Source organism: Microbacterium natoriense (assembly GCF_030816295.1).
Lineage (GTDB): Bacteria > Actinomycetota > Actinomycetes > Actinomycetales > Microbacteriaceae > Microbacterium > Microbacterium natoriense_A.
In genome coordinates this window covers 3,686,413-3,711,453 of record NZ_JAUSXV010000001.1, presented here as the reverse complement: position 1 = coordinate 3,711,453, position 25,041 = coordinate 3,686,413, and the positions used below count along the sequence as shown (strand labels likewise).

The following is a 25,041-nucleotide window of genomic DNA, read 5'->3' as shown; positions in this document are numbered from 1 at the left end:
CATGGCGAAGATCAAGAAGGGCGACCTGGTTCAGGTCATCACCGGCCGCACCCAGGCCAAGGGCGGCGACCGCGGCAAGCAGGGCAAGGTCCTCGAGATCCTTGTCGGGCAGAACCGCATCATCGTCGAGGGTGTGAACTACGTCACCAAGCACTCGCGCGTCGGCCAGACGCAGCGCGGCACCAAGACGGGTGGCCTCGAGACCGTCGAGGCTCCCATCCACATCTCGAACGTCGCAGTCGTCGACCCCTCGACCAAGAAGCCGACCAAGGTCGGCCACCGGGTCGAGGAGCAGACCAAGGACGGCGTCAAGCGCACCGTCCGCGTGCGTTACGCGAAGAAGAGCGGTAAGGACCTCTGATGGCAACGACTGACGCTGCGGAGGCTGTCAAGGTGCAGCCCCGCCTGAAGGCGAAGTACAACGCTGAGATCAAGAAGGCTCTGCAGGAGCAGTTCGGCTACGCGAACGTCATGCAGATCCCCGGCCTGGTCAAGGTCGTCGTGAACACGGGTGTCGGCGAGGCAGCTCGCGACAGCAAGGTGATCGATGGTGCGGTCGACGACCTCACCAAGATCACCGGTCAGAAGCCGATCGTCACCAAGGCGCGCAAGTCCATCGCACAGTTCAAGCTGCGCGAGGGTCAGCCCATCGGTGCGCACGTCACCCTTCGCGGTGACCGCGCATGGGAGTTCGTCGACCGCCTGGTCTCGCTCGCCCTGCCCCGTATCCGCGACTTCCGCGGTCTGTCGGACAAGCAGTTCGACGGCAACGGCAACTACACCTTCGGTCTCCAGGAGCAGAGCGTGTTCCACGAGATCGATCAGGACAAGATCGACCGGGTTCGCGGTTTCGACATCACCGTCGTGACCTCCGCGAAGACGGATGACGAGGGCCGCGCCCTGCTGCGCGCACTCGGCTTCCCGTTCCGCTCGGACGACGCCCAGGCGTAAGCCCTTCGACAGGCTCAGGGACCCAGCGGGTCGCTGAGCCTGTCGAAGCGTCCGGCATCGCCTTCGCGGTGCCGTACAATTGAAGATTGCGTGTCATCGCAGGCCGTCTGTCGTGTAACGACAGCCGGAACCTCATGAACAAAGGAAAACACACATGACAATGACAGACCCGGTCGCAGATCTGCTGACCCGTCTGCGCAACGCGAACTCGGCGCACCACGATTCCGTGACTCTGCCGTCGAGCAAGCTGAAGACGCACATCGCCGAGATCCTCCAGCAGGAGGGCTACATCGCGGGCTGGGAGACCTCTGACGCCCGCGTCGGACAGAACCTCACGCTGCAGCTGAAGTACGGCCCGAACCGCGAGCGGTCGATCGCCGGCATCAAGCGCGTCTCGAAGCCCGGCCTTCGTGTCTACGCGAAGTCGACGGAGCTTCCCAAGGTTCTCGGCGGCCTCGGCGTGGCCATCCTGTCCACCTCCTCCGGTCTTCTCACCGACCGTCAGGCTGAGCAGAAGGGCGTGGGCGGAGAAGTTCTCGCCTACGTGTGGTAATTCGAAATGTCGCGTATTGGACGACTTCCCATCGATGTTCCCGCGGGCGTGACCGTTTCGGTCGACGGCCGTGAGGTCGCGGTGAAGGGCCCCAAGGGTGAGCTCACCCTGACGGTGGCCAGCCCCATCGAGGTCGCGGTCGAGGAGAACCAGGTTCTCGTCACTCGTCCCGACGACGAGCGCGCGTCGCGGTCGCTTCACGGCCTGACCCGCACGCTCATCAACAACAACATCATCGGCGTGACCCAGGGCTACACCAAGGGTCTCGAGGTCGTCGGCACCGGTTACCGCGTCGCCCAGAAGGGCAGCGCGGTCGAGTTCGCCCTCGGCTTCTCGCACCCGGTCCTGATCGACCCGCCCGCCGGCATCACCTTCACGGTCGAGGGCACCAACAAGCTCACCGTGAGCGGTATCTCCAAGCAGGCTGTCGGCGAGGCAGCTGCGAACATCCGCAAGATCCGCAAGCCCGAGCCGTACAAGGGCAAGGGTGTGCGTTACGCCGGCGAGGTCGTGCGTCGCAAGGCCGGAAAGAGTGGTAAGTAACCATGGCTCTCAAGTCAAAGTCTGACGCCCGCGCGCGTCGTCACGCCCGCCTTCGCAAGAAGGTCGTGGGCACCGAGTCGCGTCCGCGTCTCGTCGTCAACCGCTCGGCCCGCCACGTCTTCGTGCAGCTGGTCGACGACAGCAAGGGTCACACCGTGGCGTCGGCTTCGACGCTCGAGACCGACCTGCGCTCGTTCGAGGGTGACAAGACCGCCAAGGCCCGCAAGGTCGGCGAGCTCGTCGCCGAGCGCGCGAAGGCCGCAGGCGTTTCCGAGGCAGTGTTCGACCGTGGTGGCAATCGCTACGCCGGTCGCGTCGCCGCCATCGCCGACGGCGCTCGTGAAGGGGGCCTGGCACTGTGAGTGACAACAAGGAGAACGAAGTGACCGAAGCGGCTGCTGCCACTTCCGAGACGGCTGCCGGCACGACGCAGGCAGAGCCGACTCGCGATCAGCGTGATGGCCGCCGCGGTGGCCGTGACCGCAACCAGGGCGGTCGTGACCGCAACTCCCGCGACCGCGGCGACAACCAGTTCCTCGAGCGCGTCGTCACGATCAACCGCGTGTCGAAGGTCGTGAAGGGTGGTCGTCGCTTCAGCTTCACCGCTCTCGTGGTCGTCGGCGACGGCAACGGTCTGGTCGGCGTCGGCTACGGCAAGGCCCGTGAGGTACCTCTCGCGATCGCGAAGGGCGTCGAAGAGGCCAAGCGCAACTTCTTCCGCGTTCCGCGCGTCGGCAGCACGATCCCGCACCCCGTGCAGGGTGAGGCGGCCGCCGGTGTGGTCCTGCTCCGTCCGGCTGCTGCCGGTACCGGTGTCATCGCGGGTGGTCCCGTGCGCGCCGTGCTCGAGTGCGCCGGCATCCACGACGTGCTGTCGAAGTCGCTCGGCTCGTCGAACACGATCAACATCGTGCACGCCACGGTGACGGCTCTGAAGCAGCTCGAGGAGCCCCGTGCGGTCGCCGCGCGTCGTGGCCTCGAGTTCGACCAGGTCGCACCTGCGCGTCTCGTCCGTGCCGAGGCCGAGGCTCTCGCTGCACAGAAGGTAGGTGCCTGATGGCCGCCCGGCTCAAGGTCACGCAGATCAAGTCCAAGGTGAGCGAGAAGCAGAACCAGCGCGACACGCTGCGTTCGCTCGGTCTGAAGCGCATCGGTGACAGCACCGTCCGCCCTGACGACGCCCAGACTCGCGGCTACGTCCGCGCTGTCGCCCACCTCGTCAAGGTTGAGGAGATCGACTAATGGCTGAGAAGAACGAAGCCGTCGAGGCCGAGAAGGCCCCGAAGAAGGCTGCAGCGCCCAAGGCTGCCGCCGAGAAGAAGCCTGCCGCGAAGAAGGCTCCCGCGAAGGCTGCTGCCTCCGCCAAGGCCGACACCGCTGCTGCCAAGAAGGCCGCTCCGAAGAAGGATGCTCCGGCTTCCCGTCCGGGCGTCCTGAAGGTGCACCACCTGCGTCCGGTCCCCGGATCCAACACCGCGAAGACCCGTGTCGGTCGTGGTGAGGGCTCCAAGGGCAAGACCGCCGGTCGTGGTACCAAGGGCACCAAGGCTCGCAACACCGTTCGCGTCGGATTCGAGGGTGGGCAGATGCCTCTGCACATGCGCACCCCGAAGCTGCGCGGGTTCAAGAACCCGTTCCGCGTCGAGTACCAGGTCGTGAACCTGGAGAAGCTCGCGGAGCTGTACCCCGCCGGTGGCGACGTCACCGTCAGCGACCTGGTCGCCAAGGGTGCCGTTCGCAAGAACGAGAAGGTCAAGGTTCTCGGCAACGGCGACATCGCCGTGAAGCTCACCGTCTCGGTCGACAAGGTCTCGGGTTCTGCCGAGCAGAAGATCGTGGCCGCGGGCGGAACCGTCAAGTAACCACTGCGAAAGAGGGGTCGGAGAAATCCGGCCCCTCTTTTGAGTTACCCTGGTCTTTCAGCCATCTCTCGGGATTGGCAACCTTTTCAGGAGGAACGCCCTTGTTTAGCGCCATCGCGCGGATCTTCCGCACGCCCGACCTGCGTCGGAAGATCGGTTTCACCCTGGCGATCGTCGCCATCTACCGCCTCGGATCCAACGTCCCGGCTCCATTCGTGAACTTCCCGAACGTCGAGGCATGTCTTGCCGAGAACAACGGGACCGACGGACTGCTCGGACTCGTCAACCTCTTCTCGGGTGGCGCGCTGCTGCAGCTGTCGATCTTCGCGCTGGGCGTCATGCCGTACATCACGGCGACGATCATCACGCAGCTCCTGCGTGTCGTCATCCCGCACTTCGAAGCGCTGCACAAGGAGGGTCAGGCCGGACAGTCCAGGCTGACCCAGTACACGCGTTATCTCACGATCGCTCTGGCACTGCTGCAGTCGACCACGCTGGTCACGGTGGCGCGCAGCGGTCAGCTCTTCGGCAACACCGACGTCGCCGCCTGCCAGACCCTGCTCACAAACGAGGCGTGGTGGGCGCAGCTGCTCATCATCATCGCCATGACCGCCGGCACCGGCCTCATCATGTGGTTCGCCGAGCTCGTCACCGAGCGCGGCATCGGCAACGGCATGTCGCTGCTCATCTTCACCTCGATCGCCGCGACCTTCCCCGGCGCCATGTCCCTGATCTGGCAGACCAAGGGCTTCGAGATCTTCCTGATGGTGATCGCAGTCGGCATCGTCGTGATGGGACTCGTCGTATTCGTCGAACAGTCGCAGCGACGGATCCCCGTGCAGTACGCCAAGCGCATGGTCGGACGCCGCACGTACGGCGGCACGAACACGTACATCCCGATCAAGGTGAACATGGCGGGCGTGATCCCCGTGATCTTCGCGTCGTCGCTGCTGTACATCCCGGCGCTGATCGCCCAGTTCAACACGCCGCAGGACGGTTCGACGCCGGCGGAGTGGGTGACCTGGATCACCACGAACTTCACCAAGGGCGACCACCCGATCTACATGCTCGCGTACTTCCTGCTGATCATCGGCTTCACGTACTTCTACGTGGCGATCACGTTCAACCCGGTCGAGGTCGCCGACAACATGAAGAAGTACGGCGGCTTCATCCCCGGCATCCGCGCCGGTCGGCCCACCGCCGAGTACCTCGACTACGTGCTCACCCGCATCACGCTCCCCGGCTCGATCTATCTGGGTCTGATCGCCCTCATCCCGCTCATCGCCCTCGCGACGGTCGGCGCCAACCAGAACTTCCCGTTCGGTGGTGCGTCGATCCTGATCATCGTCGGCGTCGGACTCGAGACGGTCAAGCAGATCGATGCGCAGCTGCAGCAGCGTCACTACGAAGGGCTCCTCCGATGACTGCATCCGCTCGTCTCCTCATCGTCGGCCCGCAGGGTTCCGGCAAGGGCACGCAGGGCGTGCGCATCGCGGAGTCGTTCGGCATCCCGGTGGTGTCGACCGGTGACATCTTCCGCGCCAACATCAAAGAGGGCACCGAGCTCGGCCAGCAGGTCACGGCGATCCTCGAGGCGGGCGACCTCGTCCCCGACGAGCTGACGAGCGCGATCGTGCGCGACCGCCTCTCCCAGGACGACGCGGCAGCAGGCTTCCTGCTCGACGGGTATCCTCGCAACACCCACCAGGTGGAGCACCTCGACGAGTTCCTCGCAGGGCGTGGCGAGTCACTCGACGCCGTGATCCTGCTCGACGTGCCGCGTGAAGAGAGCATCGCCCGTCTCGCGCTTCGCGCCACCGAGCAGGGGCGTACCGACGACACCCCCGAGGCGATCGCGCACCGTCTCGACATCTACGAGAACGAGACCGCCCCGATCCTGTCGGTGTACGGTCCCCGCGGCATCGTCGACACCATCGACGGCGTGGGCAGCCTCGACGAGATCACCGAGCGCATCTTCGCCGCTCTCGACGCACGCGGTCTCCGCGTCGCCGTCTGAGATGTTCCGTCGTTCGATCTACAAGACCCCGGCACAGCTGCGGTCGATGGTCGAGCCGGGGCTGATCACAGCAGCGGCGCTTGATGCCGTGGCTCCGCTCATCCGGCCTGGAGTGTCGACTCTCGAGCTCGACACCGAGGCGAACCGCATCATCCTGGAGCGCGGAGGCGAGTCGAACTTCCAGCTCGTGCGCGGATACCACCACACGATCTGCGTCTCGGTGAACGAAGAGGTCGTTCACGGCATCCCGGGCGACCGGGTGCTCGAGGCCGGCGACATCGTCTCCGTCGACGGGGGAGCGCAGTTCCAGGGATGGAACGGCGACAGCGCCCGCACCTTCATCGTTCCCGGCGAGGCGGATGCCGGGCTGGTCGCCCGGCGGCAGGAGCTCTCGCGCGTGACCGAGGGGTCGATGTGGGCGGGCATCGCCGCGATGGCGTCCGCCTCGCACATCGGCGATCTCGGCGCAGCGATCCAGGAGTACATCGAGGCGCAGGGCGTCTCGGAGGTCTCGGGGCGCACCTACGGGATCCTTCGGGAGTACGTGGGCCACGGCATCGGTCGCAAGATGCACGAAGCGCCGAGCGTCTTCAACTACCGCACGCCCGACCCCGGCGCCGAGATCAAGCCGGGCCTGGCTCTCGCGATCGAGCCGATGGTCACCGCCGGCGGTGAGGAGACCTTCGTCGAAGACGACGATTGGACCGTCTCGACCATCGACGGCTCCGACGGCTCGCACTGGGAGCACAGCGTCGCGGTGCACGCCGATGGAATCTGGGTGCTGACTGCCGAGGACGGCGGAGCCGCGGGCCTTGCACCCTTCGGCGTCGTCCCCACTCCCATCGCCTAGACAGGCGGCATGCGGGTCATCTCGCGGGTTGAGACGAACACAACCACTGCATAGGAAAGACCAGGCAGAATGGTTGCATGGGTGTGCATACACCCGAAGACTTCAGGCCGGACTCACGCGCGTGAGCCTCGACAGATCGGAAAGCAATGGCAGTCGCCAAGAAGAGCACGAACTGGTTCGTCGTCGGCGTGTCCACGGCCGTGGTGGTCGTACTGGTCGCCATCGGAGCAGCCGTGTGGTGGGCGAATTCGCTGGCGACCGGCCCCGGCACCGCACCGCAGAGCGCGATCGTGAACCAGGAGACGGGTGCGATCACATTCGGCACCGGCGATGACGAGGTCGACACCTACGTCGACTTCATGTGCCCGATCTGCGGCACCTTCGAGACGCAGTACGGCGAGCAGCTGCAGACAGCCGCGGCGAACGACGCGATCACGTTGAACATCCACCCCGTCTCGATCCTCGATCGGTACTCGCAGAACACGAAGTACTCGACCCGTGCCGCGAGCGCGATGTACTGCGTGGCCGCCGAAGCTCCGGACGCTGCGCTGACGTTCTTCAACTCGCTGTTCGCCAATCAGCCCGAGGAGAACTCGGTCGGCCTGAGCGACGACGAGCTCGCCTCGCTCGCCGACCAGGCGGGCGCCGGCGCAGCGGCGGACTGCATCGCGGACGGCACGTACAAGAACTTCGTCGCATCGCAGACCACGAGCCACGACATCAAGGGCACTCCGACCGTCGAGGTCAACGGCAAACGTCTCGACCTGAACGCGGGAGAGATCACCAAGCTCGAGGACGTCCTCGCCAAGGCCGGCGCGGCGACGACCGGCACAGAGGGCGACGACTCCGCCAAGTGATCTCCGCCGACGGCGCCGGCCCCAGCTTGCTGGAACCGGCGCCGTCGGATATCATAGATCTTTGGTGCCTTGTGCCTTGATTCGGCGTGTCTGAGTCGGTGCGGCACCGCAATCCAAATCACCCACCGCAGATCGACCGGTCTGCAGAAGCGTCAGCGAGGCTATGGCTAAGAAAGACGGTGTCATCGAGATCGAGGGCGTCGTGTCCGAGGCGTTGCCCAATGCGATGTTCCGCGTTGAGCTCACCAACGGACACAAGGTTCTGGCAACGATCTCAGGAAAGATGCGGCAGAACTACATCCGCATCATCCCCGAGGACCGCGTGGTCGTGGAGCTCAGCCCTTACGACCTGACCCGCGGGCGCATCGTCTACCGCTACCGCTGATCGGTCGAGAAGTAACACCCCAGGCATCCCTGCCTGCCCGGTGAAGACAGCGAACAGGAACACATCATGAAGGTCAATCCCAGCGTCAAGCCCATCTGCGATCACTGCAAGGTGATCCGCCGCCACGGCCGCGTCATGGTGATCTGCAAGAGCAACCCGCGCCACAAGCAGCGCCAGGGCTGATCAGCACAGATCCGACTCACAACTCAATACACAACGGCAGGATCAGATCCCACGCGAGTGGGGGACACCTCGGGGCGGAGGCCCGAGCACCGATCCTGCTCCACACCTCCACAACATCCAGGAGAACCGCATGGCACGTCTTGCCGGCGTTGACATCCCGCGCGACAAGCGCGTGGTGATCGCCCTTACCTACATCTACGGCGTCGGCCGTACCCGCTCGGTCGAGATCCTCAAGGCCACCGAGATCGACGAGTCGATCCGCGTGAAGGACCTCACCGACGACCAGCTCATCGCACTTCGCGATCACATCGAAGGCAACTACAAGGTGGAGGGTGACCTGCGCCGCGAGGTCGCAGCAGACATCCGCCGCAAGGTCGAGATCGGCTCCTACGAGGGCATCCGCCACCGTCGTGGTCTCCCGGTCCGCGGTCAGCGCACCAAGACCAACGCCCGTACCCGCAAGGGCCCGAAGCGCACCGTCGCCGGCAAGAAGAAGGCCCGCTAAGCAGCGGCCCCAGGGACTAGGAGAACACTTTCATGGCTGCACCCAAGGCCGCCGCGCGCAAGCCGCGCCGCAAGGAAAAGAAGAACATCGCGCTGGGCCAGGCCCACATCAAGTCGACGTTCAACAACACGATCGTCTCGATCACCGACCCGTCCGGCGCCGTCATCGCCTGGGCATCGTCGGGTGGCGTGGGCTTCAAGGGCTCCCGCAAGTCGACCCCGTACGCCGCCGGTATGGCTGCCGAGTCCGCTGCCCGTCAGGCTGCGGAGCACGGCGTCAAGAAGGTCGACGTCCTCGTGAAGGGTCCGGGCTCCGGCCGCGAGACCGCGATCCGCTCGCTCCAGGCCGCCGGCCTCGAGGTCGGCTCGATCTCGGACGTCACTCCGCAGGCGCACAACGGATGCCGCCCGCCGAAGCGCCGCCGCGTCTGATCAGGCTCCATGAGTCGCTCGCCCTGTGAGGGGCGGGCGACTCACTGCCCGCCCCGGGGCATCGCGCCAGGGCTGCGGGCCCGACGGCAACGTCACAACTCAAGACCTCACCCCACCACATGTCATATAGCGGGCATGTGATCGAAAGGAACACAGAGTGCTTATTGCACAGCGTCCCACACTGACCGAGGAAAAGATCGTCGAGAACCGGAGCCGGTTCATCATCGAGCCTCTGGAGCCCGGCTTCGGATACACGATCGGCAACGCGCTTCGTCGCAGCCTGCTGTCGTCGATCCCCGGCGCCGCTGTCACCAGCGTCCGCATCGACGGCGTGCTGCACGAGTTCAGCACCATCCCCGGCGTGAAGGAGGATGTCACCGAGATCATCCTCAACATCAAGCAGCTCGTCGTTTCGAGCGAGCGCGACGAGCCCATCACGGCGTACCTGCGCAAGACCGGTGCGGGCGAAGTGACCGCCGCCGACATCTCGGCTCCGGCCGGTGTCGAGGTGCACAACCCCGAGCTCGTCATCGCGACGCTCAACGACACCGCGAAGTTCGAGCTCGAGCTCACCATCGAGCGTGGACGTGGCTACGTCTCGGCGACGCAGAACCGCAACGAGTACGCAGAGGCCGGTCAGATCCCGATCGACTCGATCTACTCGCCGGTCCTCAAGGTCAGCTACCGTGTCGAGGCGACTCGTGCCGGTGAGCGGACCGACTTCGACAAGCTCGTGCTCGATGTCGAGACCAAGTCGTCGATCAGCCCCCGCGACGCCGTCGCCTCGGCTGCGAAGACGCTCACCGAGCTGTTCGGCCTCGCACGCGAGCTGAACGTCGAGGCTGAGGGCATCGAGATCGGCCCGGCACCGGTGGAGGCTGTGAACTCCAGCGAGCTGTCGATGCCGATCGAGGACCTCGACCTGTCCGTGCGCTCGTACAACTGCCTGAAGCGCGAGGGCATCAACACCGTTTCGGAGCTCGTCGCCCTCTCGGAGACGCAGCTCATGAACATCCGCAATTTCGGCCAGAAGTCGGTCGACGAGGTGCGCGACAAGCTCATCTCGCTCGGTCTGTCGCTCAAGGATTCGGTGCCCGGTTTCGACGGCGCCCACTTCTACGGCGGCAGCGAAGACGAGTCCTTCTGATACCCGACCTTTCCTGACCAGGAGTTAGACGATTATGCCCAAGCCCACCAAGGGTCCCCGCCTCGGAGGCGGCCCCGCCCACGAGCGCCTGCTGCTTGCCAACCTCGCCGCGCAGCTCTTCACCCACAAGTCGATCACCACGACCGAGACCAAGGCGAAGCGCCTGCGTCCGCTCGCAGAGCGTCTCGTGACGCTCGGCAAGCGCGGCGACCTGCACGCGCGTCGTCGTGCGATGACGGTGCTGCGCTCCAACAAGGACGCCGCTCACGTGCTGTTCAACGAGATCGCTCCGCTGGTCGCCGACCGTGAGGGCGGCTACACCCGCATCACGAAGATCGGCAACCGCAAGGGCGACAACGCGCCCATGGCAGTGATCGAGCTCGTCCTCGAGCCCGTCACCCCGAAGGCGAAGTCGACCAAGAAGGCTTCCGCTCCGAAGGCCGAGAAGGCTGAGAAGCCGGCCGAGGTCGTCGAGGAGGCTCCTGTCGAGGAGGCTCCCGAGGCTGAGGTCGCCGAGACCGAGGCTCCCGCTGAGGAGACCGTCGAGGCTGCTGCCGAGGAGAAGTCCGAGTAAGCGCCCAGCGTACGACGAAGCCCGCCACCTCCTCGGAGGTGGCGGGCTTCGTCTTTGGCGCCTGGGGAGTCGGTCGTGCGATCACGCGCGGGCGCGCAGGTCCTTGCGCAGGATCTTGCCCGAGGCCGACTTCGGGATGGCGCCGATGAACTCCACCTGACGCACCTTCTCGTGTGGCGCGACATGCGCGGCGACGTGGGCCATCACGGCATCCGCATCCAGCTCGGCGCCCTGCTGCACCACGATGTACGCTTTCGGCACCTCCTGGCCGTCGTCGTCGAGTGTGCCGATCACGGCGGCATCGGCGATGGACGGGTGTTCGAGCAGCACCGCCTCGAGCACGGCGGGGGCGACCTGGTAGCCCTTGTACTTGATGAGCTCCTTGAGGCGGTCGACGATCCGGAAGACCCCGTCGTGGGTGACGGTCGCCACGTCACCCGTGTGCAGCCAGCCGTCGGCGTCCAGCATCTCCTGAGTCGCGTCTGGACGGTTGAGGTAGCCCTGCATCACCTGCGGCCCGCGGATGAGGAGCTCGCCCGGTTCGCTGGCGCCGGATGCCGGGACCTCGACGTCGGCGCCGTCCTCGGCGAGGAGCCGCGCTTCGGTGTTCGCGAGCAGCATGCCCACGGACGAGCGGTCGATGTCGGGGCGGTCGTAGGGGATGGCGTGCGTGACCGGGCTCGTCTCTGTCATTCCGTACCCCTGGCACACCACGCAGCCCAGCCGGTTCGCGACGGTCGTGGCCAGGGTGCCGTCGAGAGGCGCGGCGCCGGAGAAGATCACCTTGATCGCCGACAGGTCGTACTGGTCGATGAGGGGGTGCTTCGCCAGGGCGACTGCGATCGGGGGAGCGATGAAGACCCAGCTGGTCCGGTGCTCCTGCACCACACGCAGGAACTCGACGAGGTCGAACTTCGGCATCGTCACGAGAGCTGCACGCTGGCGCAGAGCGAAGTTCAGCAGCACCGTCATGCCGTAGATGTGGAAGAAGGGGAGCACAGCGAGGACGCGGTCGTCGTCGGCGAGAGAGATCGTGGAGCGGCACTGGGAGACGTTCGCGATGAGGTTGCGGTGGGTGAGCATGACTCCCTTCGGTCGTCCCGTGGTGCCGGAGGAATAGGGGAGCACCGCGATGTGGGTCGCGGGATCGAAGGAGACCGCTGGGGCGCTGTGCCCCTCTCCGAGGAGCTGGGGGAGCGAGGGGTGCCCCTCGGCGCCGTCGAGCACGATCACGTGATCCGCCTCGATCCCGAGCTCCTCGGCCGCGGCCTGTGCCCCGGCGAGCAGAGGAGAGACGGTGACGAGCCAGGTGGCGTCGGCATCGGTCAGCTGGTTCGCGATCTCGTCGGCGGTGTACAGCGAGTTGATCGTCGTCGCGGTCGCCCCTGCTCGCAGGATGCCGTGGAACACGGTCGCGAAAGCGGGGACGTTCGGGCAGAGCACGCCCACCTTCGTCCCGACGCCGACGCCGCGCGCGGCGAGGGCGCCGGCGAACAGGTCGATCTGCCCGAGAAGCTGCCGATAGGTCGTGGTGGCGCCGCTCATGCCGTCGACCAGTGCGATGGCATCGAGCCGCGACTCATCGAGGTCTCCGAACAGGAATTCGTGGATGGAGACGTCGGGGATCTCCACGTCGGGGTAGGAACTGCGAACCATGAGATCTCCTTCGATCCGGGTCTGCGGACGCCGGCGTCCGATGCGATCCAGTGTCGCACACAATGGCACCCAGTCCCAGGGTTCACCCGCATCCGGGGGCGAGCGCTGCCCGCGAGTAGGCTGAAACGGTGAGTGACGTCCAGAGCCTGAGCCGAGGGCCTCGCGCCTACGCATCGTTCGTGGGGATCGGCCTCGTCGCCGGTCTTCTCTCCGGACTCTTCGGAGTCGGAGGCGGCACCGTCATCGTGCCGCTGCTCGTGTTGCTGCTGCACTTCAACCAGCGCCTCGGAGCAGGCACGTCGCTCGCGGCGATCATCCCCACGGCCACGGTGGGCGTGATCTCCTATGCGGTGCACGATTCGGTCGCCTGGGTTCCGGCGCTGATCCTCGCCGCGGGATCCGTGGTCGGAGCGCAGATCGGCACGCGGCTGCTGCCGAAGATCTCGCAGACGGTGCTGCGATGGGCGTTCGTGATCTTCCTCCTCGTCGTGATCGTGACGCTCTTCCTGGTGATCCCCTCCCGCGACGCCGACTTCGACCTCAACTGGCTGAGCGGGATATCGCTCGTCGTGCTCGGCGTCGCCACCGGTGTGATCGCGGGCCTCATCGGCGTCGGCGGCGGCGTGATCGTGGTTCCGGCGATGATGATCGCCTTCGGCACCAGCGACCTCGTCGCAAAGGGCACCTCGTTGCTGATGATGATCCCGACTGCACTGTCCGGAACGATCGGCAACCTGCGCAACCACAACGTCGACCTCGTGGCGGCCGCGCTCATCGGAGTCTCGGCGTGCACGACCACGGCGCTCGGCGCGTGGCTCGCGACTCTGATCGATCCCCTCACGGGGAACATCCTGTTCGCGGCATACCTCGTCGTCATCGCGGCGCAGATGGCGATGAAGGCGATCAAAGGCCGCCCTTCGGCAGGGTCAGGGACCCAGAAGTAGACAGGCCGGTCGGTTCGGGAAAGTAGGATCGAGGGGTGGCAGTGAACCAAGATCTCGTCGGCCGGGAATACCCGCCGACCGCCCCGTACCTGGTCGGACGTGAGAAGGTGCGCGAGTTCGCTCGCGCCGTCTTCGCCGACGCCCCGCAGCACACCGACGTGGACGCCGCGCGCGCCGCAGGCTTCGCCGACGTCGTTGCGCCGCCGACGTTCGCGATGGTCATCCAGGACCACACCCTGCAGCAGCTGCTCGCCGAGCCGGACTCCGGCATCGTGCTGGCGCGCACGATCCACGCCGAGCAGCGCTTCGCCTATACGCGGCCGATCGTCGCGGGTGACGAACTGACCGGCCGTCTGAAGGTCACCGGCATCCGCATGATGGGCGGGAACGCCATGATCACGAGCGAGGCCGAGATCACGGATGCCGAGGGCAGCCACGTCGTGACGGCCACCAGCGTGCTGCTGGTGGGCTCGGAAGAAGGGGCCTCCTGATGTCGTTCACCGTGGGAGACGTGGTCGCCGAGCGCACCGTGCATCTGACCCGGGAGTCGCTCGTGCGGTACGCAGGCGCCTCGGGAGACTTCAACCCCATCCACTACCGTGACGACGTCGCGGCGGCCGTGGGACTGCCCGGAGTGCTCGCGCACGGCATGCTGACGATGGGAATCGCCTCGTCCGTCGTCGTCGCGGCGCTCGACCCGAGCGCTCGCATCCTCGACTACGGCGTGCGATTCACCAAGCCCGTCGTCGTCGATCCTGAGAGCGGTGCCGACGTCCACGTCCTCGCGACCGTCGGAGCCGTCGACGAGACCGCTGCGCGCATCGACCTCAAGGTCACCTTCGGCGAGGCGACCGTGCTCGTCAAAGCGCAGCTGCGCGTCGCGATCTGATGCGCGAGGTCGAGCCGATCCGCCTGTCCGCGCTCACGACGCTGCAGACCGGCGCGGCGCCCGAGCGCATGCTCGAGGCGAACACCACCGCCGAACTGGTCGACGCGCTGCAGGACGTCTGGGCGCGGGGAGACGACTGGTTCGTCCTGGGTGGCGGGTCGAACCTGTTCGTCGGCGACGAGCCGTTCGAGGGCACCGTGATCCGAGTGCTCACGCGAGGCATCGAGGAGCTGCCTTCTCCGCACCCCGGTCGCATCCGCCTGCGCGCACAGGCCGGGCACGGATGGGACGACCTGGTCGCCTACGCTGTGCAGCACGGCTACGCGGGGCTCGAGGCGATGAGCGGCATCCCGGGAACGGTCGGCGCCGCCCCCGTGCAGAACATCGGGGCGTACGGCCAGGAGATCCAGGAGACCCTGGCCGAGGTCGAGCTGCTCGATGAGCACACGTCCGAGATCGTCACCGTGCCGGCATCCGACCTCGGACTCGGATTCCGCACCTCGGTGTTCAAACACCACTACGGCAGCGAGCCGCAGCGCCGAGCCGTGATCCTCTCGATCACGGTCGACCTCGCCGTGGCGGGGGAGCGCGTGGTGCGAGGCGCGCAGCTGCGTCGCGCGCTCGGCCTCGAGAGCGATGAGCCGGTGCTGCTGAGCTGGGTGCGGGAGCGCATCCTCTCGACCCGCGCATCGAAGGGCATGCTGCTCGACGCGAACGATCCTGACACGCACGGCGTCGGCTCGTTCTTCCAGAACGCGATCGTGCCGGAGAGCGTCGCCAGGGCGCTGCCGCCCGAGTGCCCGCAGTGGCCGGTGACACCCGACCTCGACGCTGTCACCGTGATCCCGCTCACGTCGTACGACGGCTTGGTCCCGCAGCCGGTGCAGATGCAGAAGCGTGCCGAGGTCAAGGTCAGCGCGGCCTGGCTGATCGAGCAGGCCGGCATCCGCAAGGGCTTCAAGCTGCCGCGTTCGCGTGCCTCGGTCTCGACCAAGCACGCTCTCGCCCTCACGAATCGCGGCGGAGCGAGCGCGGCGGAGGTCTCGGAACTCGCCCGCTTCATCCAGAGCCGCGTGCACTCGGAGTTCGGTCTCGTCCTGCAGCCAGAGCCCGTGCTCGTGGGCGTCGAGCTCTAGCCCGGCGTACACTCGCGGCATGAGCGGACTCATCCCCTACCTGCTGTTCCCCGGCAACGCCGCCGAGGCGCTGGGCTCTTATCAGGCCGTCTTCGGCGGAGAGCTTCAGCTGCTCGACTACGCGGTAGCCGGTCGCCATGACGGCCCGGGCGACGCGATCGCGCACGGCCAGCTCGCAGGTCCCGTCGAGATCGCCGGAGCGGATGCCGGAGCCGACGACGACGCCGTGCAGATGGCCGGCATGTTCCTGTCGCTGCTCGGCACCGCGGATGCCACGACCCTCACCAGCTGGTTCGACCAGCTCGCCGCGGGCGGACGCGTCATCGACCCGCTGCAGGAGCGGCCCTGGGGCGACTTCGATGGAACAGTCGTCGACCGCTACGGCATCCGCTGGCTGATCGGCTTCCACCCCGAGGACTGACGGATCTCGCAGCGTCCCGTCTCGCTCTGATCGCTCGACGACCGGAGTTCCGGTCATCGAGCGATCATCGAGTCGAAGCGACGAGACGCGTCAGGCGGAGAACAGCCGCTGCAGGCGCTGCACGCCCTCGAGGAGCTGGTCGTCGCCGAGCGCGTACGACATGCGGAGGTAACCGGACGGGCCGAAGGCCTCTCCGGGGACGACCGCGACCTCGGCCTGGTCGAGGATGAGGTCGGCGAGCTCGAGCGATGTGGTCGGCGTCACGCCGCCCCAGGTGCGGCCGAGCAGGCCCTGCACGTCGGGGTACACGTAGAACGCGCCGAGCGGGTTCGGCACCACGAGGCCGTCGATCTTCGACAGCTCCGACACGATCAGCCGACGGCGGCGGTCGAACGCCTCGCGGAACTGCTCGGCCTCGGTCTGCGGGCCGTTGAGCGCGGCGATCGTCGGCCTTCTGGGCGACGTTGTTCACGTTGCTGGTCAGGTGCGACTGCAGGTTTCCTGCGACCTTGATGGCGTCTGCGGGGCCGACCATCCAGCCCACGCGCCAGCCGGTCATGGCGTAGGTCTTCGCGACGCCGTTGACGAGGATGGTCTGGTTCGCGACGTCCGGCACGGCCTCGACGATCGAGGTCGCCTTGACGCCCTCGTAGGTGAGGTTCTGGTAGATCTCGTCGGAGACGATCCAGATGCCGTGCTCGAGGGCCCACTCGCCGATGGCCTTGGTCTCCTCGGCGGTGTACACCGAGCCGGTCGGGTTCGAGGGCGACACGAACACGAGCACGGTGGTGCGCTCGGTGCGGGCGGCCTCGAGCTGCTCGACGGTGACCTTGTACTCCTGGTCGGCGCCGGCGAACACCTCGACGGGAGTGCCGTCGGCGAGGCGGATGGCCTCGGGGTAGGTGGTCCAGTAGGGCGCCGGAAGCAGCACCTCGTCGCCCGGGTTCACCACAGCCTGGAAGGCCTGGTAGACCGACTGCTTGCCGCCGTTCGTGACGATGACCTGGGCAGGGGAGACCTCGAGGCCCGAGTCGCGCAGCGTCTTCGCCGCGATCGCCTCGCGGAGGGCCGGAAGGCCAGGGGCCGGCGTGTACCGATAGCTCGCGGGGTCGGCGAGAGCCTCGGCCGCGGCATCGACGATGAACTGCGGCGTCGCGAAGTCGGGCTCGCCGGCGGCGTACGAGATGACGGGCTTGCCCTCGGCCTTCAGGGCCTTCGCCTTGGCGTCGACCTTCAGAGTCGCGGACTCGGCGATTGCGGACAGTTTGCGGGAGAGAGGTGCGCGTTCGGTCACACGTCAAATGCTACTCGGCGCCGGCCCGGATCGCTTCGACGGTGACCACGGCATTCTTGAACTCCGGCATCGAGCTGTGCGGGTCGGTCGCGGCACTCGTGAGCAGATTCGCACTCTCCGCTCCAGAGTAATGGAAGGGCAGGAACACCGTGTCGGGGCGGATGCCGTCGGTGAGCTCGACATCGGCCTCGAGCGCGCCGCGGGAGTTCGACAGGCGGATGCGGGACCCCTCCGCCACACCTCGGTCGCGCGCGGTCAGGGGATGCAGCTGGGCGACGATGCGCGGGTGCAGGTCGTTCAGCTCTGCCACTCTTCGGGTCTGCGTGCCCGACTGGTAGTGCGCGAGCAGGCGGCCGGTGATGAGGCTGAGCTCCGCGCCTCGCGGAGTCTCCGGCTGACGCGCTCGTACCGCGACCAGACGCGCGCGGCCGTCGTCGTGGCCGAAGCGCTCGCGGAACAGCCGCGGAGTGCCGGTGGAACCGGCCGGGTACGGCCAGTGCGCCTCGACGCCGGTGTCGAGCAGCGCGTGCGACAGGCCGGAGTAGTCGGCGATGCCGCCGGCCGACGCGCGGGCGAGCTCGTCGAAGACCTCGGAGGGGTCGAGCGACCAGGTACCAGGGGCGCCGAGCCGCTCGGCGAGCTCGCGCATGATCCACAGCTCGCTGCGGGCTCCGGGAGGCGGATCGACGGCGCGGCGACGGCGGATGACTCTGCCTTCGAGGTTCGTCATGGTGCCGTCCTCTTCGGCCCACTGCAGCACAGGGAGCACGATGTCGGCGAGCTGCGCCGTCTCCGACAGAAAGAAGTCGCTCACGACGAGGAGGTCGAGCCGCCCGAGTGCGGCGCGCACCTGCGACACGTCCGGCGCAGAGACCACGACGTTGGCCCCGTGCACGAGCAGCATCCGCACTCCGTCGGCAGCTCCGCATCGCTCGAGCAGCTGCACCGCGGGCAGTCCGGGGCCGGGGATGATCGCGGGGTCGACACCCCACACGCGGGCGACGTGAGCGCGGGCGGCCGGATCGATGATCTTGCGATAGCCGGGCAGCTGGTCGGATTTCTGACCGTGCTCGCGGCCACCCTGCCCGTTCCCCTGCCCGGTGAGCGTGCCGTATCCGGACCCAGGGCGCCCGACGAGGCCGAGCAGGAGGGCGAGGTTGATCGCGGCCGTCGCGGTGTCGGTGCCGTCGACGTGCTGCTCGACTCCGCGCCCGGTCAGGATGTACGCCGAAGAGGAACCGGCCAGACGGTGCGCGACGGCGCGGATCGTCTCGGCAGGAACCCCGGTGACGGACTCCGCGCGGGCCGGCCACCACGACGACACCGAGCGTCGAACAGCCTCGAAGCCGACGGTGCGCTCGTCGAGATAGTCGCGGTCGTACAGCTCTTCGGCCACGACGACGTGGGCGATGCCGAGCAGGAGTGCCAGGTCCGTCCCCGGGACGGGCTGCACGTGCATCCCCGCGCCGTCTTCGGTGAGCCGGGCCGTGGTCGAGCGCCGCGGATCGACGACGATGAGCCCGCCGCGGCCTCTGGCTCCCTGCAGGTGCTGCACGAACGGCGGCATGGTGTCGCCGATGTTCGAGCCGAGGACGAGGACGGCGTCGGCCGTGTCGAGGTCGGAGAGCGGGAACGGCAGACCCCGGTCGAGGCCGAAGGCGCGGTTCGCGGCCGCGGCCGCGGAAGACATGCAGAAGCGCCCGTTGTAGTCGATCAGGCGGGTGCCCAGCGCGATGCGCGCGAACTTGCCGAGCTGGTACGCCTTCTCGTTCGTGAGGCCGCCACCGCCGAACACGCCGATCGCGTCGGGGCCGCTCTCGGCCTTCAGTCGCGTGACGGCGGCGGCGATGCGGTCGAGGACCTCCGCCCAGCCTGCCTCGACGAAGGTCCCGTCGGCCTGCTTCACGAGCGGGGAGGTGATCCTGTCGGCCCTGCCGAGCAGCTCGGCAGAGGTCCAGCCCTTCTTGCAGAGCCCGCCCCGGTTGGTGGGGAAATCGCGACCGGCGACCTCGACGGGAAGGCGCTCGCCGGGGGTCGCGGTGAGCGTCATGGCGCACTGCAGCGCGCAGTACGGGCAGTGCGTGTCGGTCATGCGGGGGCGACCTCCAGAGCGGTCAGCATATCTGCGATCCGCGCACGGCAACCACCGCATCCGGTACCCGCCCGGGTGCACCTGCCGACGTCCTCCACGCTCGTGCAGGAGTGCTCGGTCACCGCGTCCTCGATCTGGCCGGCCGTGACGGCGTTGCACATGCAGACCGTGGCTTCGCGTCCCAGAGGCACGGGAAGGGCCGCCTCGGCCGCATCGAGCCGCAGCAGCAGTGATCGGTCGCTCGGAAGCTCGCCTCGTCGCTGGTACAGCACGGCCAGCTCGGCGGCGGCCCGCGGCATCCCCACCGCCACGAAGCCGTCGAGCACACCGTCGGTCGTCGTCATCTTCACGTAGGTGCCGTGCTGCGGATCGGCCCACAGCGCGACCTCGCGTGGCTTCTCACCCACCGGCGTCGGCGCGAAGGGGTCGGCCTGCACATCGCCGGCTGACACGAGATCGACCTGGCTCGCCTTCACGAGCACGACCCCGGGCACCTCTTCGGCGAACGGCTCGACCTCCAGACCCCCCAGCTCGGCGACGATCGCCGCAGCCAGCCAGTCCGCCTGGCGCCAGCCGGGACCGATCAGCCCGGAGGGGCCACCGGGAACCTCGCGCTCATGCGCGTGGACGATCGGGTCGGCGAGGTGCGCGACGTCGCCGATGGCGTGGACCCGAGGGTCGGTCCAGCTGCGCAGCCGGTCGTCGACGAGAACACCCCGAGCGACCCGGAGACCGGCGTCGACCGCGAGTTCAGTGCGCGCCTGCACACCGCAGGAGAGCACCAGCAGGTCGCCCTCGATGCGCTTGCCGTCGCTGGAGACGAGAGCTCGGAACGAGCGGATGCCGTCGACCTCGCGGACGACGACGCCCTCCGCGCGCATGTGCGGGACGACCGTGACCCCCGCGTGATCGAGGGATCCCGCGAGCACGTGGGCGGCGCCCCGGTCTAGCTGCCGAGGCATCGGGATCGGTCCGAAGTGGGCGAGCCGGGGGATCGCACCGGCTGCGGCCAGCAGCAGCGCGAACTCGATCCCGAGCACACCGGCGCCGAGGATCACGACGCGGCCCCCGGCATCCACGACCTTTTTGACACGCTCCGCGTCCTCCAGGCTGCGCACGGCGCACACGCCCTCGGTGAGCGCGTGATCGAGCCCGGAGGCGTCGGGTCCGAGGCGGTCGATCCCGTCCAGCGCGGGGAGATTCGCCCTGGCGCCGGTGGCGAGCACGACGCGGTCGTAGGGGAGTCGGCATCCGTCGTCGAGCACGACGACGGATGCCTCGCGGTCGATCAGCGTCACCCGTCGACCGCGCAGCACCGAGGCACCGGCCGCGGTGAAGTCGGCGGCGACCGCGGTCGTGAGCGACTCGCGCTCGATCTCACCCGCGGCGTACTCCGCGATCATGATCCGGTTGTAGGGATCGTGCGACTCGGCGCCGACGATCGTGAGGTCCACTCGGCCGTCTTCGACCGCGGGCAGCAGTTCCTCCGCGAACCGTGCGCCGACCGGCCCGAATCCGATCAGCACGATTCTGTGCGGCGACACGCGCACGCCCTCAGACGATCCGGCGGTCGAGCGACGCCCGCGGCACGAGATAGATCACGGCGGTGACCGCTGCCATCGCGGCGTAAGCGACCACGAAGCCCCAGAACGCGGAGTCGTACCGGCCGGTGGTGGCCTGCGATGCGTTCAGCACCTGCGGGATGAGGAATCCGCCGTATGCGCCGACAGCCGAGATGATCCCGACGGCGGCCGCACCCTGGCGCTGAGTGGACACCGCGTGCTCGGTACCAGCCTGTGCCGCGCCCCGGGCGGCGAAGATCGAGGGGATCATGCGGTACGTCGCGCCGTTGCCGATGCCCGTCGCCATGAACAGCAGCAGGAACAGGCCGAGGAAGAGCCAGAAGTTGTGCAGTGGGAGAGTGAGGATCACCGCGACCGTCGCGGCGATCATCAACGTGAACGCGGCGATCGTCATCCGGGCGCCGCCGATGCGATCGGCGAGCCGACCGCCGTAGGGGCGGGCCAGCGATCCGGTCAGCGCGCCGAGGAACGCCAGCCCGACGCTCGCGGTGCCGATCGAGAGTGTGGAGAACTCGGGGAACTGGTCGGCGATCAGCTTCGGAAAGACTCCGGCGAACCCGATGAACGAGCCGAAGGTGCCGATGTAGAGGAACGCCATGATCCACAGGTGCTTCTCTCGGAGGGCCGCAGCGACCCCCGCGAAGTCGGTCTTCGCCGTCGAGAGGTTGTTCATGAACCGCCACGCGCCCCACATCGCGAGCAGGATCAGCGGCACCCACAACCAGCCGGCGAGGCTGAGGTTCAGCGTGCCCGCAGCCCCGAGAGTGACGACGATCGGCACCGTGAACTGCGCGACAGCGGCGCCGAGGTTGCCGCCGGCCGCGTTCAAGCCGAGCGCCCAGCCCTTCTCCTTCTGCGGGAAGAAGTAGGTGATGTTCGCCATGGAGCTTGCGAAGTTGCCTCCGCCGACTCCGCCGAGCGCGGCGACCAGGAGCAGGACGCCGAAGGGGAGTTCCGGATGCTGGACGACGATGCCCAGCAGGACGGCGGGGATGAGCAGGAGGCCGGCGGAGACGATCGTCCAGTTCCGGCCGCCGAAGCGGGCCACCGCGAAGGTGTAGGGGATGCGCAGAGTCGCGCCGACGAGTGTCGGCAGCGAGATGAGCCAGAACTGCTCGCCGCTGGTGAGGGCGAATCCGGCGGCGGGGAGCATGACGACGACGACGCTCCACAGCTGCCAGATCACGAAGCCGAGGAACTCGGCGAAGATCGACCAGCCCAGGTTCCGCTTCGCGATCGCGCGGCCCTGCGACTCCCACTGCTCGCCGTTCTCGGCGTTCCAGCCGTCGAGCCAGCGGCCGGGGCGCTCGGCGAGGGCCCCGGATGCCGCATCGATCGTGCGCAGGGTGTCGGTGGATGTTGCCATGGCAGACCTCCGTAGGGTGGCGCTTCACGCTGGTTCGCGTATCGGCCACGCTAGGGGGGAGGTGTTCCGGGCGTGCGGCAGGGACTTTACGGGGGCGTCACATCTCCATCACCGCGGCGACGCGCCGCGCAAGAGAAAGACGAAACACGGCTGTAACGAAGCATCCGATCTCGGGCACGGCCGTCGCCGCGAGCGTGACGCAGTCCTCAGGCGGCGAGGCCGTGCGCCCGGGCGACAGCCTCGAGCACGACGCGGCCGCCGTGGACGTTCAGGCCCTTCGCAAGGGCCGGATCGTCGGATGCTGCGCGCTCCCAGCCCTTGCCGGCGATCGCCGACACGTAGGGGATCGTCGCGTTGGTGAGCGCCCTCGTCGCGGTCGCGGGCACCGCGCCCGGCATGTTCGCGACGCAGTAGTAGATCGAGTCGTGGACGGCGAAGGTCGGATCGTCGTGCGTGGTCGGACGGGAGCCTTCGAAGCATCCGCCCTGGTCGATCGCGATGTCGACCAGCACAGACCCCGGCTTCATCGCGGCGACCATGGCGTCGGTGACCAGCTTGGGGGCCGCAGCACCGGGGATCAGCACCGAGCCGATCACGAGGTCGGCCGTGGCGAGCTCCTCCGCGATGTCGTATCGGCTGGACATCCGGGTCTGCAGAGCGCCGCCGTAGCGGTGCTCGAGCTCGCGCAGGCGCGGCAGCGAGATGTCGATGACGGTGACCTGCGCGCCGAGACCGAGAGCGTTCGCCGCGGCGTGCTCGCCCGCGACGCCGCCGCCGATCACGACGGTCTTCGCACGCGGGGCGCCCGCGATGCCGCCGAGCAGCATGCCGCGGCCGCCGTTCGAGCGCAGCAGGGAATACGAGCCCATCGTGACGGAGAGGCGGCCGGCGATCTCGCTCATCGGCACCAGCAGCGGGAGGCTGCGGTCGGGCAGCTGCACGGTCTCGTAGGCGACGGCCGTGGTGCCGGCCTCGACGAGCGCGGTCGTGAGGGCGCGGTCGGCGGCCAGGTGAAGGTACGTGAAGAGCGTGAGATCAGGGCGCAGGAAGCCGTACTCCTGAGCGATCGGCTCCTTGACTTTGATGAGGAGCTCGGCATCGTGCCAGACCTCGTCGGCGGTGGCGACGATCTCCGCGCCGACGGCGTGATAGTCGTCATCGGCGATGCCGGAGCCGAGCCCTGCGCCCGACTGCACGAGCACGCGATGCCCCTCGTGTACGAGGCGGTCGGCGCCGGCGGGGGTGAGCGCGACGCGGTTCTCGTTGTTCTTGACCTCGGTGGGCACGGCGATCTTCATCGATCCTCCTGAGATGATGGCGGTGAAGTCAGGATCGCAGAAACGTCGGCTCACGGGAAGATTCGCTGAAGACTATTCGCCCGGCGGTCGAATCCTGAATAATCGTTCGGATGGAGATGCCTTCGCAAGCCCCCGGACCGAATACTCTGCGAGCCCCCGCGCTCGACCCGATCGACGCCCGGATCGTGAGTCTGCTCGCGGCTGACGGTCGCATGACCAATGCCGAGCTCGCGGGCACCCTGGGCGTCGCTCCGTCGACCGCCCACGCGCGCCTGCGATCGCTTCTCGAGCGGGGCGTCATCACCGGGTTCCACGCGAGCGTGGACGAGCGGATGCTGGGCGCCGGCCTCCAAGCGGTCATCGGCGTGACACTGCGCCCGAGCGGGCGACGCGAGAGCATCGTCGAGTTCGCCGAGCGGGTACGCGTGCTGCCGCAGGTGATCCAGCTGTTCTTCCTCGGCGGCGACGACGACTTCCTGCTCCACATCGCGGTGGCCGACTCCTCGGAGATGCGCGAGTTCGTTCTCGAGCACCTGTCGGCGCAGTCGAGCGTCGCCTCGACGCGCACGAGCATCGTGTTCGACTACCACCGGGGCTCAGTCGCGGCGTCGTTCCGCTGAGTCAGGCGCCCCAGGCCGCAGGCGCCGCGCAGTAGTCCGCGAAGCGACGCGTCGGGGCGTCGGGGTCTGTCATGTCCACGATCGCATCGGCGACCGTGTGCGGCGGCTCATCACCCTCGAGCTGCCACACGGCGAAGTTCCACATTCCGCGAGCGGTGGCGCCGAGCAGGATGCCAGGGCCCGAGACGACGAGCACCGCGGGCTCCTGCGCGGCGCGGAACGGCGAGACCACGTCGTCGCGCAGAGCCTGCTCGTCTCGGTCGGCGCTGTGCACGCGCCGCACCTCCTGACCCGCGGCGCGCAGCGCCTCGGCGAGGTCGTCCGCGGCGCGACGGGAGCGAGCGGCATCCGCTCCCGCGACCGCGAGGATCCGGCATCCGCGCGGATAGAGGTGGAGGAACTCGCCGGCGATCCCGGCCCAGACGTCGCTCATGCCTCCAGGCTATGCCCCCTGCGGGAACAGCATGCCGGAGGTGATCAGGAACACCATCGCCACGACCCAGCTGACCGAGACTGCGACGCCGAGGAGCGCGGCCCAGGCTCTTCGCGGCGCCTCGAACACGAGGATCATGCCGATCACGATCAGCGCCGCGTGGAACCACCACGTGTACGTCATCAGCCACGCCGCGAGCCCCGGCAGCAGGAACGCCTCGGGCGGCGCCCTGTCGGGGATCAGCGTAGCCTCGGCGATACCGGCGACGGCAGCGGGGACCGTCGTCAGAGCGGCGACGATCAGGAGCACGATGCCGACGGTGCGGCGGATGCTCCTGGTCTCCCGGGGAGCGACGATATCGGTCATGCCAGCAGAGTACGTGCGGCCGTCGACGGCCCGCAGGAGTTATCCACAGGCATGACGAAGCCCCTCGCCCTGGTGGGGCGAGGGG

31 protein-coding genes and 1 pseudogene are annotated in these 25,041 nt (G+C 67.8%); 24 read left to right on the top strand and 8 right to left on the bottom strand.

What is annotated here, in order from left to right:
• The first annotated feature begins 1 nt into the window (after position 1).
• The 18 genes from rplX (at position 2) to rplQ (ending at position 10,858) form a co-directional block, all read left to right on the top strand.
• The gene (rplX, locus tag QFZ53_RS17640; protein WP_292910329.1) at positions 2-361 is read left to right on the top strand and encodes a 50S ribosomal protein L24; all 360 of its coding nucleotides are present in this window, start codon (positions 2-4) and stop codon (positions 359-361) included.
• Complete coding sequence (gene rplE / locus QFZ53_RS17635) at positions 361-951, top strand: 50S ribosomal protein L5 (protein ID WP_045256211.1); 591 nt, start codon at positions 361-363, stop codon at positions 949-951. The genes rplX and rplE overlap by 1 nt, the downstream gene beginning before the upstream one ends.
• Positions 952-1,105: 154 nt before the next feature.
• Positions 1,106-1,504, top strand: a complete 399-nt coding sequence (rpsH, locus tag QFZ53_RS17630) for a 30S ribosomal protein S8 (protein ID WP_207482440.1) — start codon at positions 1,106-1,108, stop codon at positions 1,502-1,504.
• A 6-nt stretch (positions 1,505-1,510) separates the two neighbouring features.
• Positions 1,511-2,047: a 50S ribosomal protein L6 gene (gene rplF, locus QFZ53_RS17625; RefSeq protein WP_307298584.1), complete on the top strand. Its 537-nt coding sequence runs from the start codon at positions 1,511-1,513 to the stop codon at positions 2,045-2,047.
• Between the two features lie 2 nt (positions 2,048-2,049).
• The gene (gene rplR, locus QFZ53_RS17620) at positions 2,050-2,409 is read left to right on the top strand and encodes a 50S ribosomal protein L18 (protein ID WP_292910337.1); all 360 of its coding nucleotides are present in this window, start codon (positions 2,050-2,052) and stop codon (positions 2,407-2,409) included.
• A gap of 20 nt (positions 2,410-2,429) precedes the next feature.
• Positions 2,430-3,104, top strand: a complete 675-nt coding sequence (gene rpsE / locus QFZ53_RS17615) for a 30S ribosomal protein S5 (RefSeq protein WP_268748601.1) — start codon at positions 2,430-2,432, stop codon at positions 3,102-3,104.
• Positions 3,104-3,289: a 50S ribosomal protein L30 gene (gene rpmD / locus QFZ53_RS17610; protein ID WP_130498108.1), complete on the top strand. Its 186-nt coding sequence runs from the start codon at positions 3,104-3,106 to the stop codon at positions 3,287-3,289. Before rpsE ends, rpmD begins: the two co-directional genes overlap by 1 nt.
• Complete coding sequence (gene rplO, locus QFZ53_RS17605; protein ID WP_307298579.1) at positions 3,289-3,909, top strand: 50S ribosomal protein L15; 621 nt, start codon at positions 3,289-3,291, stop codon at positions 3,907-3,909. Before rpmD ends, rplO begins: the two co-directional genes overlap by 1 nt.
• A gap of 101 nt (positions 3,910-4,010) precedes the next feature.
• On the top strand, positions 4,011-5,333 hold the full coding sequence (secY, locus tag QFZ53_RS17600) for a preprotein translocase subunit SecY (RefSeq protein WP_292909491.1): 1,323 nt from the start codon (positions 4,011-4,013) through the stop codon (positions 5,331-5,333).
• Complete coding sequence (locus tag QFZ53_RS17595; protein WP_292909489.1) at positions 5,330-5,926, top strand: adenylate kinase; 597 nt, start codon at positions 5,330-5,332, stop codon at positions 5,924-5,926. The genes secY and QFZ53_RS17595 overlap by 4 nt, the downstream gene beginning before the upstream one ends.
• 1 nt (position 5,927) lies before the next feature.
• Complete coding sequence (map, locus tag QFZ53_RS17590; RefSeq protein ID WP_307298577.1) at positions 5,928-6,776, top strand: type I methionyl aminopeptidase; 849 nt, start codon at positions 5,928-5,930, stop codon at positions 6,774-6,776.
• A 146-nt stretch (positions 6,777-6,922) separates the two neighbouring features.
• Positions 6,923-7,633, top strand: coding sequence for a DsbA family protein (locus tag QFZ53_RS17585; RefSeq protein WP_292909484.1), 711 nt, complete (start codon positions 6,923-6,925; stop codon positions 7,631-7,633).
• Between the two features lie 163 nt (positions 7,634-7,796).
• Positions 7,797-8,018, top strand: a complete 222-nt coding sequence (infA, locus tag QFZ53_RS17580; protein ID WP_005050493.1) for a translation initiation factor IF-1 — start codon at positions 7,797-7,799, stop codon at positions 8,016-8,018.
• Positions 8,019-8,084: 66 nt separating this feature from the next.
• Entirely contained in the window at positions 8,085-8,201 is a 117-nt protein-coding gene (rpmJ, locus tag QFZ53_RS17575) for a 50S ribosomal protein L36 (RefSeq protein ID WP_005050492.1), read from the top strand.
• Positions 8,202-8,331: 130 nt separating this feature from the next.
• Entirely contained in the window at positions 8,332-8,706 is a 375-nt protein-coding gene (rpsM, locus tag QFZ53_RS17570) for a 30S ribosomal protein S13 (RefSeq protein ID WP_292909482.1), read from the top strand.
• 32 nt (positions 8,707-8,738) lie between these two features.
• Entirely contained in the window at positions 8,739-9,137 is a 399-nt protein-coding gene (gene rpsK / locus QFZ53_RS17565) for a 30S ribosomal protein S11 (protein ID WP_050722515.1), read from the top strand.
• 157 nt (positions 9,138-9,294) lie between these two features.
• Positions 9,295-10,284 carry a DNA-directed RNA polymerase subunit alpha gene (locus QFZ53_RS17560; protein ID WP_307298568.1) on the top strand — a complete coding sequence of 330 codons (990 nt, stop codon included), beginning with the start codon at positions 9,295-9,297 and terminating at the stop codon, positions 10,282-10,284.
• Between the two features lie 34 nt (positions 10,285-10,318).
• Positions 10,319-10,858 (top strand): 50S ribosomal protein L17, encoded by a 540-nt coding sequence (gene rplQ, locus QFZ53_RS17555; protein ID WP_307298567.1) that lies wholly within the window; start codon positions 10,319-10,321, stop codon positions 10,856-10,858.
• Between the two features lie 81 nt (positions 10,859-10,939).
• On the opposite strand, the gene QFZ53_RS17550 is transcribed toward rplQ, so the two are convergent.
• On the bottom strand, positions 10,940-12,514 hold the full coding sequence (locus tag QFZ53_RS17550; RefSeq protein ID WP_292909474.1) for an AMP-binding protein: 1,575 nt from the start codon (positions 12,512-12,514) through the stop codon (positions 10,940-10,942).
• Positions 12,515-12,642: 128 nt separating this feature from the next.
• Here QFZ53_RS17550 and QFZ53_RS17545 point away from each other — a divergent pair, with 128 nt between their 5' ends.
• From QFZ53_RS17545 to QFZ53_RS17525, 5 genes are read left to right on the top strand one after another with little or no spacing between them, the layout of a single operon-like run.
• Positions 12,643-13,458, top strand: a complete 816-nt coding sequence (locus tag QFZ53_RS17545) for a sulfite exporter TauE/SafE family protein (protein WP_292909472.1) — start codon at positions 12,643-12,645, stop codon at positions 13,456-13,458.
• A 35-nt stretch (positions 13,459-13,493) separates the two neighbouring features.
• Positions 13,494-13,949 (top strand): FAS1-like dehydratase domain-containing protein, encoded by a 456-nt coding sequence (locus QFZ53_RS17540; RefSeq protein ID WP_307298564.1) that lies wholly within the window; start codon positions 13,494-13,496, stop codon positions 13,947-13,949.
• Positions 13,949-14,347 carry a MaoC/PaaZ C-terminal domain-containing protein gene (locus QFZ53_RS17535; RefSeq protein WP_307298561.1) on the top strand — a complete coding sequence of 133 codons (399 nt, stop codon included), beginning with the start codon at positions 13,949-13,951 and terminating at the stop codon, positions 14,345-14,347. The genes QFZ53_RS17540 and QFZ53_RS17535 overlap by 1 nt, the downstream gene beginning before the upstream one ends.
• Positions 14,347-15,483 (top strand): UDP-N-acetylmuramate dehydrogenase, encoded by a 1,137-nt coding sequence (locus QFZ53_RS17530; RefSeq protein WP_307298558.1) that lies wholly within the window; start codon positions 14,347-14,349, stop codon positions 15,481-15,483. The genes QFZ53_RS17535 and QFZ53_RS17530 overlap by 1 nt, the downstream gene beginning before the upstream one ends.
• Positions 15,484-15,502: 19 nt before the next feature.
• A complete protein-coding gene (locus QFZ53_RS17525) occupies positions 15,503-15,904 on the top strand; it encodes a VOC family protein (protein WP_307298555.1) in 402 nt (133 codons plus the stop codon).
• A 90-nt stretch (positions 15,905-15,994) separates the two neighbouring features.
• On the opposite strand, the pseudogene QFZ53_RS17520 reads toward QFZ53_RS17525, so the two are convergent.
• The 5 genes and pseudogenes from QFZ53_RS17520 to ald form a co-directional block, all read right to left on the bottom strand.
• Positions 15,995-17,198, bottom strand: a pseudogene (locus tag QFZ53_RS17520) (pyridoxal phosphate-dependent aminotransferase).
• A 10-nt stretch (positions 17,199-17,208) separates the two neighbouring features.
• Complete coding sequence (locus QFZ53_RS17515; protein ID WP_307298553.1) at positions 17,209-19,290, bottom strand: molybdopterin oxidoreductase family protein; 2,082 nt, start codon at positions 19,288-19,290, stop codon at positions 17,209-17,211.
• Positions 19,287-20,834, bottom strand: a complete 1,548-nt coding sequence (locus QFZ53_RS17510) for an FAD-dependent oxidoreductase (RefSeq protein WP_307298551.1) — start codon at positions 20,832-20,834, stop codon at positions 19,287-19,289. The genes QFZ53_RS17515 and QFZ53_RS17510 overlap by 4 nt, the downstream gene beginning before the upstream one ends.
• Before the next feature lie 10 nt (positions 20,835-20,844).
• Positions 20,845-22,239, bottom strand: a complete 1,395-nt coding sequence (locus QFZ53_RS17505) for an MFS transporter (protein ID WP_307298548.1) — start codon at positions 22,237-22,239, stop codon at positions 20,845-20,847.
• A 206-nt stretch (positions 22,240-22,445) separates the two neighbouring features.
• On the bottom strand, positions 22,446-23,537 hold the full coding sequence (ald, locus tag QFZ53_RS17500; RefSeq protein ID WP_307298546.1) for an alanine dehydrogenase: 1,092 nt from the start codon (positions 23,535-23,537) through the stop codon (positions 22,446-22,448).
• A 110-nt stretch (positions 23,538-23,647) separates the two neighbouring features.
• Between ald and QFZ53_RS17495 the strand changes: the two genes are divergently transcribed.
• Positions 23,648-24,157 (top strand): Lrp/AsnC family transcriptional regulator, encoded by a 510-nt coding sequence (locus QFZ53_RS17495; RefSeq protein WP_373426302.1) that lies wholly within the window; start codon positions 23,648-23,650, stop codon positions 24,155-24,157.
• Position 24,158: 1 nt separating this feature from the next.
• Here the strand turns inward: QFZ53_RS17495 and QFZ53_RS17490 are convergent, their stop codons facing one another.
• Together QFZ53_RS17490 and QFZ53_RS17485 are read right to left on the bottom strand one after the other, a co-directional pair.
• On the bottom strand, positions 24,159-24,590 hold the full coding sequence (locus QFZ53_RS17490; RefSeq protein ID WP_307298544.1) for a hypothetical protein: 432 nt from the start codon (positions 24,588-24,590) through the stop codon (positions 24,159-24,161).
• A 9-nt stretch (positions 24,591-24,599) separates the two neighbouring features.
• Complete coding sequence (locus QFZ53_RS17485) at positions 24,600-24,956, bottom strand: hypothetical protein (protein ID WP_307298543.1); 357 nt, start codon at positions 24,954-24,956, stop codon at positions 24,600-24,602.
• Positions 24,957-25,041: the final 85 nt, after the last annotated feature.

Excerpts from the sequence above, each read along its gene's own strand:
- rplX (WP_292910329.1), top strand. The coding sequence starts at position 2 with ATGGCGAAGATCAAGAAGGGCGACCTGGTTCAGGTCATCACCGGCCGC.
- rplE (WP_045256211.1), top strand. The coding sequence starts at position 361 with ATGGCAACGACTGACGCTGCGGAGGCTGTCAAGGTGCAGCCCCGCCTG.
- rpsH (WP_207482440.1), top strand. The coding sequence starts at position 1,106 with ATGACAATGACAGACCCGGTCGCAGATCTGCTGACCCGTCTGCGCAAC.
- rplF (WP_307298584.1), top strand. The coding sequence starts at position 1,511 with ATGTCGCGTATTGGACGACTTCCCATCGATGTTCCCGCGGGCGTGACC.
- rplR (WP_292910337.1), top strand. The coding sequence starts at position 2,050 with ATGGCTCTCAAGTCAAAGTCTGACGCCCGCGCGCGTCGTCACGCCCGC.
- rpmD (WP_130498108.1), top strand. The coding sequence starts at position 3,104 with ATGGCCGCCCGGCTCAAGGTCACGCAGATCAAGTCCAAGGTGAGCGAG.
- rplO (WP_307298579.1), top strand. The coding sequence starts at position 3,289 with ATGGCTGAGAAGAACGAAGCCGTCGAGGCCGAGAAGGCCCCGAAGAAG.
- QFZ53_RS17595 (WP_292909489.1), top strand. The coding sequence starts at position 5,330 with ATGACTGCATCCGCTCGTCTCCTCATCGTCGGCCCGCAGGGTTCCGGC.
- map (WP_307298577.1), top strand. The coding sequence starts at position 5,928 with ATGTTCCGTCGTTCGATCTACAAGACCCCGGCACAGCTGCGGTCGATG.
- QFZ53_RS17585 (WP_292909484.1), top strand. The coding sequence starts at position 6,923 with ATGGCAGTCGCCAAGAAGAGCACGAACTGGTTCGTCGTCGGCGTGTCC.
- infA (WP_005050493.1), top strand. The coding sequence starts at position 7,797 with ATGGCTAAGAAAGACGGTGTCATCGAGATCGAGGGCGTCGTGTCCGAG.
- rpmJ (WP_005050492.1), top strand. The coding sequence starts at position 8,085 with ATGAAGGTCAATCCCAGCGTCAAGCCCATCTGCGATCACTGCAAGGTG.
- rpsM (WP_292909482.1), top strand. The coding sequence starts at position 8,332 with ATGGCACGTCTTGCCGGCGTTGACATCCCGCGCGACAAGCGCGTGGTG.
- rpsK (WP_050722515.1), top strand. The coding sequence starts at position 8,739 with ATGGCTGCACCCAAGGCCGCCGCGCGCAAGCCGCGCCGCAAGGAAAAG.
- rplQ (WP_307298567.1), top strand. The coding sequence starts at position 10,319 with ATGCCCAAGCCCACCAAGGGTCCCCGCCTCGGAGGCGGCCCCGCCCAC.
- QFZ53_RS17550 (WP_292909474.1), bottom strand. The coding sequence starts at position 12,514 with ATGGTTCGCAGTTCCTACCCCGACGTGGAGATCCCCGACGTCTCCATC.
- QFZ53_RS17535 (WP_307298561.1), top strand. The coding sequence starts at position 13,949 with ATGTCGTTCACCGTGGGAGACGTGGTCGCCGAGCGCACCGTGCATCTG.
- QFZ53_RS17530 (WP_307298558.1), top strand. The coding sequence starts at position 14,347 with ATGCGCGAGGTCGAGCCGATCCGCCTGTCCGCGCTCACGACGCTGCAG.
- QFZ53_RS17525 (WP_307298555.1), top strand. The coding sequence starts at position 15,503 with ATGAGCGGACTCATCCCCTACCTGCTGTTCCCCGGCAACGCCGCCGAG.
- QFZ53_RS17515 (WP_307298553.1), bottom strand. The coding sequence starts at position 19,290 with ATGACCGACACGCACTGCCCGTACTGCGCGCTGCAGTGCGCCATGACG.
- QFZ53_RS17505 (WP_307298548.1), bottom strand. The coding sequence starts at position 22,239 with ATGGCAACATCCACCGACACCCTGCGCACGATCGATGCGGCATCCGGG.
- ald (WP_307298546.1), bottom strand. The coding sequence starts at position 23,537 with ATGAAGATCGCCGTGCCCACCGAGGTCAAGAACAACGAGAACCGCGTC.
- QFZ53_RS17495 (WP_373426302.1), top strand. The coding sequence starts at position 23,648 with ATGGAGATGCCTTCGCAAGCCCCCGGACCGAATACTCTGCGAGCCCCC.
- QFZ53_RS17490 (WP_307298544.1), bottom strand. The coding sequence starts at position 24,590 with ATGAGCGACGTCTGGGCCGGGATCGCCGGCGAGTTCCTCCACCTCTAT.
- QFZ53_RS17485 (WP_307298543.1), bottom strand. The coding sequence starts at position 24,956 with ATGACCGATATCGTCGCTCCCCGGGAGACCAGGAGCATCCGCCGCACC.